Here is an 11,910-nt window from a genome sequence, read left to right on the forward strand (position 1 = left end):
ATGTTCTCCAGGCCAATGCGTCCGGTGACCAATGGTGTTATATCCAAGCTGCCGTCGGCGATGAGGGCGATAACGTCGGCGAATTCACCGTTGTAGGCCAAAGAACCCATGACCTGTTTTTCGGTGGATACCAAGTCAAAGAAGTTGAACTCGCTGGGTTCCTCGAAAATACCCACAAGCACGCACTTGCCAGCGTTGCGAATCATATCGATGGCGATCTTGGCCGTGTGCTTATTGCCGATACATTCGAAGCTCACATCGGCGCCCAAACCATGGGTGACCGCACGCACCTCGGCGAGCGCGTCGCACTCGGAAGGATCGAAGACATGGGTGGCGCCGACTTCCAACGCTTTGGCCTTGCGCGCCGACGACATTTCCAGCGCGATGACCTGCTCGGCACCGGCCGCTTTGGCGCACATGATGGTGCATAGCCCTATGGTACCGGCGCCCACCACCACAACGGTTTGCCCCTGTAGGCTTCCCGCTTTTTTGACCGCGTGCATGCCTACCGCCAAGGGTTCGATCAGTGCGCCGGCCTCTTGGGGGAAGCCCGCCGGCAATTTGTATAGAAGGTTGGCGGGCACATTGACCCATTCGGCAAAGGCGCCGTCGTTCATCAGACCGGTAAACGCCAGTCGCTCACAAATATTGTAAAGACCATGGGTGCAGTAGTAGCAGGTCCCGCAATGCTGGCAGGCATCGGCGGTGATCAAGTCGCCCACGGCGAAACCCTGAACGTTGGCGCCGAGCTTGACGATCTCGCCACAAAACTCATGACCGAGAATGCATTGGCCTTGAATGCCGGTCATCGGGTGCGGGACATCCACCGGAATGAACACCGGGCCAGCGACGTATTCATGCAGGTCGGAACCGCAAATGCCGCACCAGTCCACCCGAATTTGCACCCAGTCAGCAGGTGGTTCAGAGGGCAGCGGCACATCTTCTACGCGGATATCGTTACGGCCATGCCAAACCGCTGCGCGCATGCTGGCGGTGCTTTTCAATGCAGTGTTCATTATTGTTATCTCCTCACGACAGCGTGGAGGCTCTGGCGAGTGTCGGGCAGGCCAGGGCCGATGATTTTATTGGCCCTGCAAGAACCCGAGGATCAGGCGGTTGACCTGCTCCGCCGCTTCCATCTGCACCATGTGACCTTGACCCGCCAACACCTCTACTTGCGCATCAAGTCCTTGGGCGTGGGCGGCGGGGATGATGGCGTCGTTCGCTCCCCAGATCACCAGGCTCGGTTGCCGGGTGACCACGGCGCGCAAGTCGGTTTGTTGCTGGCCATTGGTAAATAACTGGCTGGACAACAGGCGCAAGGCGGCATTGACGCCTTCCAGCCGTTTGTACTTGAGCATGTCTTCAAGCATTTGCCGATTCACCAGCGCCGGGTCGGAAAACAGCTGCACCAGTTGTGGCTTCAAGGCATTGCGGTTGGCTGCGTCGACGAAACCCTGCAAGTAGTCACCATTGATCTGCGGACCAAGGCCGGCGCTGGCAATCAGACTCAGTGATTTCACCCGCTGCGGCGTAAGCCGAGCAGTATTGAGGGCAACGGCACCGCCCAGCGAGTGACCGGCCAAGTGCGCGGTCTCGATATCTAAATGATCCAGCAGACCCAAGACGGTCTGGCTCAGTTCGTCCAGGTCGCCGCGTTGCAGGCTTTTGCCTGATTCGCCATGGCCGGGCAAATCGAGGGCAATGACGCGTCGCTCGGCAGACAGGGCGTCGTGGTTGAACAGCCAATTGTTCAAGTCCCCGCCAAAGCCGTGAATCAACACCAACGGCACGCCACCTTCGCCTCGGTCGAAGAATCGCAGCGTGCGACCGTCGAGCTGGATTTTCTGAGGCGCCGGACCGCTGTCCTCGTCGGCATCGCCCCCCGGTACGAACTCGGCCTGGAAGCGCTCGATCACGGCGTCGATTTCCGCATCGCTGGCATCACCGTCAACTACCACGGCGAGCAGGGCGCCCACGGACAAGGTTTCATCCTGTTGCGCCACCCGCCGCCGCAGCACGCCGGAAAACGGCGTTTCGACACTGCTGGAAATCTTGTCAGTTTCGACATCCAGCACCTGATCGCCTTTTTCAATGTGCGCGCCTTCTTCTTTGAGCCACGTGTCGACGCGACCTTCAGTCATCGACAGCCCCCACTTGGGCATCGTTAGCGTGTGGATCTGGCTCATGCAGCTTTCCTCCCTTCGCAGATTTTCTGCACCGCTGCTTCGATTTTTGCAGCGGTAGGGATGTAGAGGTCTTCCAGTGCATCGGAAAACGGAACGGGCGTGTGTGGGGCGGTGACCATTTCGATGGGCGCCTGTAGCGAGAAGAACGCTTTTTGCGCCACCAGTGCCGAGATGTCGGTGGCCACCGAACAACGTGGATTGGCTTCGTCGATCACCACCAGGCGGCCAGTTTTCTCCACGCTTTCCAGAATGCTGTCTATGTCCAGTGGGCTGGTGGTGCGCAAGTCCAACACTTCGCAGGAGATCCCTTGGCGTGCAAGGTTGTTCGCCGCCTCCAGCGCCAGGTGGACCATGCGCCCGTAGGTCACTAAGGTCACGTCGTCGCCGTCGCGCAAGAAGTTGGCTTCGCCAAACGGCACGGTATAGAGCTCTTCCGGGACTTCACCCTGCATGCTGTAGAGCATTTTGTGTTCGCAGAAAATCACCGGGTCGTTGTCGCGGATGGCCTGAATCAGCAACCCCTTGGCGTCATAAGGTGAAGAGGGGCAGACCACTTTTAGCCCCGGGATGTGCGTCCACAAAGACGTGAGCATTTGTGAGTGCTGTGCGGCGGCCCGCAGGCCCGCGCCGTACATGGTGCGAATCACCACCGGCGTGACCGCTTTGCCTCCGAACATGTAGCGAAATTTGGCTGCCTGGTTGAGGATCTGATCCAGACAGCAGCCGGCGAAGTCGACGAACATTAGCTCGCACACTGGCCGTACGCCTTGGGTGGCGGCACCAATGGCTGCGCCGACATAGCCCAGTTCCGACAGCGGTGTGTCCAGCACCCGCCCTGGAAATTCGTGATAAAGGCCTTTGGTGACGCCGAGTACGCCGCCCCAGGCATCTTGTTCTCCGGGTGCGCCTGCTCCACCGGCAACGTCTTCACCCATGATGAATACCGTGGGGTCGCGGCGCATTTCCTGCGCCAGCGCTTCGTTGATTGCCTGCTGATAGCTGATTTTTCTCGCCATGATAGTTCTCCTGTTGTTCTTGTTGTGAGGTCGGCTCAGGGATAGGACACGTACACGTCGGTCAGAAGATCGCTGGCTTGGGGTTTGGGGTCGGACTTGGCCAGCCGTACGGCGTCCTCGATCAGTTGCTCGACGTCTTGATCGATCTGGTCGAGTTGCGTGACTTTCAGCAGTCCGGCATTCAGGCTGCGTTCGCGAAACTGTTGGAGGCAGTCGCGGGTGTCGCGAAAGTTTTTAACCTCGTCGGGCGCACGGTAGGTTTGGGCGTCACCTTCGAAGTGGCCGTAGTAACGGGTGAGTTTCATCTCGATCAGCGATGGACCTTCCCCAGCCCGAGCGCGGGCGACGGCCGCACCGGCCGCTTCGTGGACGGCGAAGAAGTCAAAACCATCCACCGTGACGCCAGGCATGCCGAAACCGGCTGCGCGATCAGCGATGTGATCGCTGGCCACCGACCACACAGAGGCCGTGGCCTCGGCATAACCGATGTTTTCGGCGATAAACAGGCAGGGCAAATTCCAGACCGACGCAAGGTTCATGGCTTCGAAGACTGCACCTTCGTTCGAGCCGCCATCACCAAAGAAGGCCACGGCGACCCCTTGCGTGCCTTTAAGCTTGGCCGCCAGTGCGGCACCGGCAGCCAGTGGCGCGCCCGCACCGACAATGCCGTTAGCGCCGAGCATGCCTTTCTCCAGGTCGGCGATGTGCATCGAGCCGCCTTTGCCGCCACAGACACCGGTTTTCTTGCCATAGATCTCGGCCATCATGCCGTACACATCGACACCTTTAGCGATGCAATGCCCATGGCCACGGTGGGTGGAGGCGATGCAATCATCATCGGTGAGGTGGGCCATAACCCCGGCAGCAGAGGCCTCTTCACCGGCGTACAGGTGGACGAAGCCAGGAATCTCGCCAGTGGCGAACTCGACATGCAGCCGTTCTTCAAAGACGCGAATGGTCCGCATCACTTTGTAGGCATGTAACAGTTGGTCTTGGGACAGGTGAGTGGACATTTTTTGTTCTCCAGGAGTGTCTCAACACAGAAGGTTTGCGGGGTGTTGCGGGTGTTCGCGACCAATCGCTAGCAGGCGATGGCGTGCGGCGTAGGCCAGAACGGCTTCGACATCGATGCTGATCGGGCCGTAAGAATCGAGGGTGACGGTGGGGTGGTCGTAGGCGCTGAATTCGATTTCACGTTCACCGTCCAGCGCGAGCGTGCCGCTGGCCAGGCTCAGTGAATACGCCACGCCGGGCTGCATAGAACCGCAGTCGCTGACGGCGCAACCCTGCAGTAAGCCGGGTGCCAACGGCACTAGCACAGCCTCGTCGGCGTCGGGGCTCAGGCGGATCCAGGCTCCCAGCGGCGATTGGCGCGAGACCGGGCACCACAGGCCGCACAGCGCAGAAAGTCCGATGGCGTGGGGCTCGGCAAAGGTCACGAAGACCTCCGCCAAATCCTCGGCGCGGCTGATCGCACGGGCACCGATGAAGGGTTGCGACGAGACCGCGACATCCACCAGTGCCCATTCACAAATTCCTCGCCCTGGCTCGCGAACCAGCAGGCGTTTGTTGCGTCGCAGGCCAACATCGGCAGGAATCCGCCCGCTTGCGCACAACCCTCCGGCCAAACCAGCGCTGGTGGCTTCGCGCAATTCAGGGAAGGCGTTGTTGGTGCCGGTTGAAAGCGTCAGTAGCGGGATGTCACCGACTTCGGCGGCCACTGCTTTGTGTGTCCCGTCGCCGCCAAGGACTGCGATCAGTGCGACGCCGCGTTCAGCCATCATTCGGGCGGCCAGGCGTGTGTCTTCGACGGTCTGGCGCAAAGGCATGTCGAGAAAGGTCAGGCGCGGCCAATGGCTTTCGCGGGCATTACGCCCTTGGCTGGCCTTGAGCACGGCAGCAGCAATGCCCGTCATGTCCGGTGCAAGCAGGACATGTTCGATGCCGGTGGCGCCGAAAGCGCCAAGCAGGCGCTGGACCACGGAGGCCTTCTCGGTACTTGAGTAAACGTCAGCATTGGCCGTCAGGCGGCGGACATCGCGACCCGAGGCCGGGTTGGCGATGATCCCCACGGTCAGCGCGGGTTCAGTCATGGCACACCTCTGATTATTGTTTGTAGTCGTCAGAGCAAGGCCGGTGCCAACCTGCTGGATATGGACTGAGAAGGCCGTCGCAGAGCGGTTTTCGCGAGGGCATTGGCGGTGTGTCGAAAGGGCTGAACGAGACGCCTTGTTCCAAATCGCCAGGTGTCTAGAGGAGACGCTGAGACGCTCCGTCTCAAGCCGAGCCAATTGTCCATACGGGTTGTCCTGTATGGACAATCGGCGCTTAATAACGCGCATAACAACAATACGCCCAGAGGTGGAGAGGCCATGTTTGCCGCAAACTCCAAAGCTCATGTGGACTGCGTCAGCCGTGTGCTGAGGCACGCCGATCGCTTGCCACAAGCGCCAGTGCCAGCGTTGATTCTCGACTCCTGGCGTCGCTCGATGGACCAACATCATTTGGACCCTGCTTCACAGCAAGGTCCGCGCATCCTTTCCCACACCTTGCTCAAGGAATGCCGAGAGCGGTCCGATTTGTTCCTGCACATTGCCGGCGAGGAAGTCGCCAGGTTGCATGGTCGGGTTCGTGAAGCCGATTATTGTGTGCTGCTGACCGATGCGCAGGGTCAGACCATCGACTATCGGGTCGAGTCGGGCATCCGTAACGATTGCCGCAAGGCAGGCTTATACCTGGGAACGTGCTGGTCGGAAGGTGAAGAAGGGACGTGTGGGGTGGCTGCCGTGCTTACCGACAAAACGCCTGTCACGGTTCACAAGCGTGATCACTTTCGCGCAGCGTTCATCGGGTTGACCTGCTCGGCGGCGCCGGTATTCGACCCTCAAGGTGAATTGCTTGGGGTGCTGGACGTTTCGGCGCTGCAGTCGCCTGATGACCGGCGCAGTCAGCATTTGATCCGGCAAATGGTCGTGCAGAGTGCACGCGTTATAGAGAATGCGTTCTTCATGCACAGTGCTCAGGGGCACTGGTTGTTGCGTGCGCACAGTGTGCCGGGGTATGTCGACAGTCAGCCTGATTACCTCTTGGCCCTGGATAACGACGGGCGTTTGTTGGCTCTTAATAGCATGGCGCGACAGGCTTTGCGTGAGCGCTTCGGTCGCTTACCAGAGCATATCAACGAGGTATTTGGTCCTGACGCCTTGGAGGCAGTGACCAAAGAAAGGCCGCAATTGCTTCGCTGGGGAGGTGATGACGGTGAATTGCACGTGCGACTCAGCGCGCCGCGCAAGCCGCATGCACTCCGAACATTGCCGCCAGATGACGGTGCCGCCGATCAGCTTGATCCGCGTATCGCCGAAAGCCTCCGACTCGCGGTACGGGTTAAGGATTGCAACCTGCCTGTTTTGATTCAGGGTGAGACGGGTGCGGGCAAAGAGGTCTTTGCCCGCCAGTTGCATGACCTTAGCGGCAGACGAAACAGGCCGTTTGTAGCGCTCAATTGCGCGGCCATACCGGAAAGCCTGATCGAGAGCGAGTTGTTCGGCTACGTCGCCGGGGCGTTTACTGGGGCGTCGAGCAAAGGCATGCGTGGGCTGTTACAGCAGGCAGACGGTGGCACGTTGTTTCTCGACGAGATTGGCGACATGCCATTGAGTTTGCAGACACGTTTGCTGCGGGTCATGGCCGAAGGTGAGGTTGCACCGCTGGGTGGCGCGCGTCGGCAGACGGTGGATATTCAGGTGATTTGCGCGACCCATCGCAATTTGACGGCAATGGTCGATGCCGGTGATTTTCGCGAGGATCTGTATTTTCGTCTCAGCGGTGCTCGATTCCAGCTGCCGCCTTTGCGCGAGCGCAGCGACCGGCTGGCTTTGCTCAATCGGCTATTCGAAGAAGAGGCTCGGCTGTGCGGCGGTCGCACGGGGTTGAGTGCGTCGGCGTTGGAGTGCCTGCTCAGTTATTCCTGGCCGGGGAATGTCCGCCAAATGCGCCATGCTCTGCGTTATGCCTGTGCGGTTTCGACAGCCATGACGATCCAACTCAGTGACTTGCCGGAAGACGTCCGTGGCGCACACCTTGCCGAGCACTCGTTGGCGAATGCGGTCGAAGGTTGCATCAGCCCAACGCGTCAGCTGTTGCTGGATGCACTCATCCGCCATCGCTGGAAACCCGGAGATGCAGCGCAGGCGCTAGGGATATCGAGGGCGACGCTGTACCGGCGAGTCAACCTGCACGGTATCGACATGCCAGGTAAAAAGCGTATTTAGAGGCAAAAAAAACCTGGCTGCGAGGCCAGGCTTTTTTCAGGGTGACGAACTGCTTGAATAACGGGGTCGTTATTCGTTAGCCAGTTTGTGTTCCAGGTAGTGGATATTGACGCCGCCTTTGCAGAAGCCTTCATCGCGGGTCAAGTCACGGTGCAGCGGGATATTGGTTTTGATCCCGTCGACCACGATTTCGTCCAGGGCGTTACGCATGCGTGCCATGGCTTCGTCGCGGGTTGCGCCCCACGTAATCAGTTTGCCGATCAACGAATCGTAGTTCGGCGGAACCTTGTAGCCACTGTAGAGGTGCGAGTCGACCCGTACGCCGTTGCCGCCTGGCGCGTGGAAATGCTTGACCATGCCAGGGCTTGGCAGGAAAGTCTTCGGGTCTTCAGCGTTGATCCGGCATTCAATCGCATGCCCGCGAATGACAACGTCATCCTGGGTGTACGAGAGTTTGTTACCGGCGGCGATGCTGAGCATCTCCTTGACGATGTCGATCCCTGTGACCATTTCCGATACCGGGTGTTCTACTTGCACACGAGTGTTCATCTCGATGAAGTAGAAGTTACCGTTTTCGTACAGGAACTCAAACGTACCCGCGCCACGGTAACCAATGTCGATACAGGCTTTGACGCAGCGAGCGAACACTTCTTGGCGCGCTTTTTCGTCGATGCCCGGTGCTGGCGCTTCTTCCAGTACCTTCTGGTGCCGACGTTGCAGCGAGCAGTCACGGTCGCCCAAGTGGATCGCGTGACCCTGGCCGTCGGACAACACCTGAACTTCCACGTGACGTGGGTTGGTCAGGAATTTTTCCAGGTAGACCATCGGGTTGCTGAACCAGGCAGCCGCTTCAGCACGGGTCTGTTTGGCTGCTTCGATCAGGTCTTCTTCGCGGTGCACTTCGCGCATACCACGACCACCACCACCGCCAGCGGCTTTGATGATCACGGGGTAGCCGACCTGACGGCCGATGTGCAATGCGATTTCTTCGTCTTCTGGCAGTGGGCCGTCGGAGCCTGGAACCGTTGGCACGCCTGCACGCTTCATGGCGTCCTTGGCAGACACCTTGTCGCCCATGAGGCGGATGGTGTCAGCGGTCGGGCCGATAAAGGCGAAGCCGGATTTTTCTACCTGTTCGGCGAAATCGGCGTTTTCCGCCAAGAAGCCATAACCTGGGTGAATTGCGGTAGCGCCGGTCACTTCAGCGGCCGCAATGATGGCCGGGATGTGCAAGTACGACAGGTTTGCCGGCGCAGGGCCGATGCAAACGCTTTCGTCGGCCAGGCCCAAGTGCATCAATTCTTTGTCCGCAGTCGAGTAAACTGCGACGGTTTTGATGCCCATTTCCTTGCAAGCACGCAAGATCCGCAGGGCAATTTCACCGCGGTTGGCGATCAGAACTTTTTCCAACTTCGCAGGTTTCAACATCGTTGTCTCTCCGCGGTTCAAACGATGGTGAACAGCGGCTGGTCGTACTCAACCGGCTGACCGTTCTCTACCAGAATGGATTCGATCACACCGCTTGTTTCAGCCTGGATGTGGTTCATCATTTTCATGGCTTCGACGATGCAGATGGTGTCGCCTTTCTTGATGGTCTGACCCACTTCAACGAACGCTGGCGAAGTCGGTGCAGGGGTACGGTAGAACGTACCGACCATAGGCGACTTGACCACGGTACCGTTGAGTTTTGGTGCAGCCGGTGCTTCGGCAACCACTGGAGCAGCAGCCACTGGCGCGGCTACCGGGGCAGCCATTGGTGCAGGAGCGTAGTACTGCTGAGCCGGGGTTTTGCTGTGGCGGCTAATCCGTACGGATTCTTCGCCTTCACGAATTTCGAGTTCATCGATGCCGGACTCTTCCAGCAATTCGATCAATTTTTTAACTTTACGGATATCCATGAATCGTCAACTCCCAAGGGTCGGTCAGGGGCGTATAGCTTGTTGTTCAAGCTGTTCCAGGGCGGCCTCCAGGGCCAGTCGATAACCGCTGGCGCCAAGGCCGCAGATCACTCCCACCGCAACGTCGGAGAAGTAAGAGTGATGGCGGAAAGGTTCGCGTTTGTGCACGTTAGAGAGATGCACTTCGATGAATGGGATGCTCACAGCCAGCAGCGCGTCACGTAATGCGACGCTTGTGTGCGTAAAAGCTGCTGGATTGATCAAAATGAAGTCCACACCTTCGTCGCGTGCGGCATGGATACGGTCGATCAGTTCGTATTCGGCATTACTTTGCAGGTACTGCAGATGATGGCCACCAAGACGGGCTCGTTGTTCCAGGTCCTGATTGATCTGTGCCAAGGTTACCGAGCCGTAAACGCCAGGTTCGCGAGTGCCGAGCAGATTCAAGTTGGGTCCGTGGAGAACCAGTAGCGTCGCCATCCGTTGTTCCTTGTTGTGTGAGCGGGATCGATGCGGAGCGACTATGCCGCAACTGTTGTGGACTGTCTAGTTAACCGCAATAGCCAGCACGATGACCGATGTTCGCGCGAAGTTTATGACTCATCTGTCAGGTCTGGTCATTTGCCCTGGCGATGCGTTTCAGAAAGTCTGCTGTATTGATTTCGCCGACCACCCGAACGTCGGCTTGCTCTGTTCCGTTTTTACCGAAGAACAGCAACGCAGGGGGCCCGAACAGTTTGTAGCGATCAAGTAGCGCGCGTTGTTCGACAGTGCTCTCGGTCATGTCGAAACGTATCAGCTTGTAGCCGGCGAGCTGGCGTTTGACTTCTGGGTCTGGCAGCACGTCGTGTTCGATGACTTTGCAACTGATGCACCAGTCGGCGTACCAATCCACTAATACCGGCTGACCGGCGGCCTTGGCTTCGCTGAGTGTTCGATCCAATTGGGCTGAGGTGCTGATGGTTTGCCAGGCGTCGGGATTCACTGTTGGCCCGTTACTGGCTGAAGAAACAGACTGGGTGCTTGCCAGGGGGCGGAGCGGATCTGTCTGACCGCTGAACGCGCCGTACCAACAGGCGAGGGCATAGGCCAGGAGGAAAATTCCCAGCAACTGAGCCAGACGCTCTGCAGGGGTCTTGGGCGAGAAATCCAGTGCGCCGAGGAACAGCGCCACGCCTGCCCATAGCAACCCCAGCAGCACCAAAGTGATCTCACCGGGAATAACGCGGCTGAGCAGACCAATGGCCACCGCCAGCAGTAGCACGCCGATCACGTTTTTTACCGTCACCAACCACGGCCCGCTTTTGGGTAACCAAGCGGCTCCACCGGTAGCGACCACCAGCAGTGGTGCGCCCATGCCGAGCCCGAGGGCAAATAGCTTTAGGGCGCCACCCAGTGCATCGCCGCTGGCACTTATATAGAGCAGTGCACCCGCCAACGGGGCGGAAACGCAAGGCGAAACCAGCAGGCTGGAGACCACGCCCAGAACGGCTGCGCCCCACAACGATCCGCCTTCAGTGCGACCTGCGACACGGTGTAGGTGGCTGCTGATGAAGTGCGGCAAACGCACCTGAAACAGGTCGAACATCGCTAGGGCGAACACCACGAAGAACAGCGAAAACGGCACCAGAACCCAGGCTGATTGCAAGCGTGCCTGTAAATTCAAACTCGCGCCGAACATGCCCATTAACGCGCCAAGTACGGCGAAACATAGCGCCATCGGCAGCACGTAAGCCAGTGAGAGGCTAAACCCGCGCAGCCCGCCAATCTGCCCGCGCAACACCACGCCGGACAGGATCGGCAGCATGGGCAGTACGCACGGGGTAAATGTCAGGCCGATGCCCGCGAGAAAAAACAGGGCCAGTTCTTTCCAGTTCCAGACGTTTCGGCTGGGGGCGGTGGCTGGCAAAGCGGACGTTGCTGCTGCAACATCGCCAATGGCCAGTCGTTCGGTTTCGGGCGGATAGCACAAGCCTTTGTCTGCGCAGCCTTGATAGGTAACCGCGAGCGTGAACGGGCGGTTATCGCCGGGTGCGCGCGGTATATCAACATCGAGAATGCCGTGGTAGACCTCTACGTCGCCAAAATACTCATCATGCTTCTTTTCGCCTGGGGGCAGTTGTGCCTGACCCAGAGCAATGTCGGCGGGCTCCGCGCGAAACTGAAAGCGATGGCGGTAGAGGTAATAACCTTCGGTGGGAACAAAGCGTAACTTGATCGATTGGGGTGTGACGGATATCAGGTTCAGGCGAAATGCTTCATGCACCGGCAAGAAATCACTGCTGTTGTTCAGTGACCCCGAACCCAGCGTGCTACTGGGGCGATTGTCCAACAAGCTCGCGCCGACTGCGGGCAGGGCGAGGATCAGCAGTAACAGGCAAAGCAGGCGGCGCATGGCGGTCTCGCATGTCGAAAGTCCGCGCATGATAGCGGACTGTTTACCGTCGTGCTGCGGCGGGAGTTGTAAGGGCGCGTTTCGGGGATGCTTGATGCGACTCAAAATGACCTGTGGGACCGAATTTATTCGGGAAGGCAA

The 11,910-nt window shown here is 58.9% G+C and carries 10 protein-coding genes; 1 reads left to right on the plus strand and 9 read right to left on the minus strand.

Features of this window, described 5'->3' with window-relative positions; all coding sequences use genetic code 11:
* The 5 genes from M0974_RS01900 to M0974_RS01920 form a co-directional block, all read right to left on the minus strand.
* A partial coding sequence (locus tag M0974_RS01900; protein ID WP_297831987.1) for a 2,3-butanediol dehydrogenase occupies window positions 1–986 on the minus strand: 986 nt, incomplete at its 3' end.
* A gap of 96 nt (window positions 987–1,082) precedes the next feature.
* The gene (locus M0974_RS01905) at window positions 1,083–2,189 is read right to left on the minus strand and encodes an acetoin dehydrogenase dihydrolipoyllysine-residue acetyltransferase subunit (protein ID WP_297831962.1); all 1,107 of its coding nucleotides are present in this window, start codon (window positions 2,187–2,189) and stop codon (window positions 1,083–1,085) included.
* Window positions 2,186–3,205 (minus strand): alpha-ketoacid dehydrogenase subunit beta, encoded by a 1,020-nt coding sequence (locus tag M0974_RS01910; protein ID WP_297831965.1) that lies wholly within the window; start codon window positions 3,203–3,205, stop codon window positions 2,186–2,188. The genes M0974_RS01905 and M0974_RS01910 overlap by 4 nt, the downstream gene beginning before the upstream one ends.
* A gap of 35 nt (window positions 3,206–3,240) precedes the next feature.
* Window positions 3,241–4,218: a thiamine pyrophosphate-dependent dehydrogenase E1 component subunit alpha gene (locus tag M0974_RS01915; RefSeq protein ID WP_297831968.1), complete on the minus strand. Its 978-nt coding sequence runs from the start codon at window positions 4,216–4,218 to the stop codon at window positions 3,241–3,243.
* Window positions 4,219–4,239: 21 nt separating this feature from the next.
* A complete protein-coding gene (locus tag M0974_RS01920) occupies window positions 4,240–5,298 on the minus strand; it encodes an NAD(+)/NADH kinase (RefSeq protein ID WP_297831971.1) in 1,059 nt (352 codons plus the stop codon).
* 279 nt (window positions 5,299–5,577) lie between these two features.
* Between M0974_RS01920 and M0974_RS01925 the strand changes: the two genes are divergently transcribed.
* Window positions 5,578–7,476: a sigma-54-dependent Fis family transcriptional regulator gene (locus M0974_RS01925; protein WP_297831974.1), complete on the plus strand. Its 1,899-nt coding sequence runs from the start codon at window positions 5,578–5,580 to the stop codon at window positions 7,474–7,476.
* A 69-nt stretch (window positions 7,477–7,545) separates the two neighbouring features.
* On the opposite strand, the gene accC is transcribed toward M0974_RS01925, so the two are convergent.
* From accC to M0974_RS01945, 4 genes are all read right to left on the minus strand, one after another.
* Complete coding sequence (accC, locus tag M0974_RS01930) at window positions 7,546–8,904, minus strand: acetyl-CoA carboxylase biotin carboxylase subunit (protein WP_297831976.1); 1,359 nt, start codon at window positions 8,902–8,904, stop codon at window positions 7,546–7,548.
* Window positions 8,905–8,921: 17 nt separating this feature from the next.
* Complete coding sequence (accB, locus tag M0974_RS01935; RefSeq protein ID WP_297831979.1) at window positions 8,922–9,374, minus strand: acetyl-CoA carboxylase biotin carboxyl carrier protein; 453 nt, start codon at window positions 9,372–9,374, stop codon at window positions 8,922–8,924.
* Between the two features lie 24 nt (window positions 9,375–9,398).
* Entirely contained in the window at window positions 9,399–9,854 is a 456-nt protein-coding gene (gene aroQ, locus M0974_RS01940) for a type II 3-dehydroquinate dehydratase (RefSeq protein WP_297831981.1), read from the minus strand.
* 127 nt (window positions 9,855–9,981) lie between these two features.
* Window positions 9,982–11,769: a protein-disulfide reductase DsbD gene (locus M0974_RS01945; protein WP_297831984.1), complete on the minus strand. Its 1,788-nt coding sequence runs from the start codon at window positions 11,767–11,769 to the stop codon at window positions 9,982–9,984.
* Between the last annotated feature and the right edge of the window lie 141 nt (window positions 11,770–11,910).

The organism is Pseudomonas sp., from assembly GCF_026224925.1.
GTDB lineage: Bacteria > Pseudomonadota > Gammaproteobacteria > Pseudomonadales > Pseudomonadaceae > Aquipseudomonas.

Coding starts and splice junctions, on each gene's coding strand:
- M0974_RS01905 (WP_297831962.1), bottom strand. CDS start 2,189: ATGAGCCAGATCCACACGCTAACGATGCCCAAGTGGGGGCTGTCGATG.
- M0974_RS01910 (WP_297831965.1), bottom strand. CDS start 3,205: ATGGCGAGAAAAATCAGCTATCAGCAGGCAATCAACGAAGCGCTGGCG.
- aroQ (WP_297831981.1), bottom strand. CDS start 9,854: ATGGCGACGCTACTGGTTCTCCACGGACCCAACTTGAATCTGCTCGGC.
- accC (WP_297831976.1), bottom strand. CDS start 8,904: ATGTTGAAACCTGCGAAGTTGGAAAAAGTTCTGATCGCCAACCGCGGT.
- M0974_RS01945 (WP_297831984.1), bottom strand. CDS start 11,769: ATGCGCCGCCTGCTTTGCCTGTTACTGCTGATCCTCGCCCTGCCCGCA.
- M0974_RS01925 (WP_297831974.1), top strand. CDS start 5,578: ATGTTTGCCGCAAACTCCAAAGCTCATGTGGACTGCGTCAGCCGTGTG.
- M0974_RS01920 (WP_297831971.1), bottom strand. CDS start 5,298: ATGACTGAACCCGCGCTGACCGTGGGGATCATCGCCAACCCGGCCTCG.
- accB (WP_297831979.1), bottom strand. CDS start 9,374: ATGGATATCCGTAAAGTTAAAAAATTGATCGAATTGCTGGAAGAGTCC.
- M0974_RS01915 (WP_297831968.1), bottom strand. CDS start 4,218: ATGTCCACTCACCTGTCCCAAGACCAACTGTTACATGCCTACAAAGTG.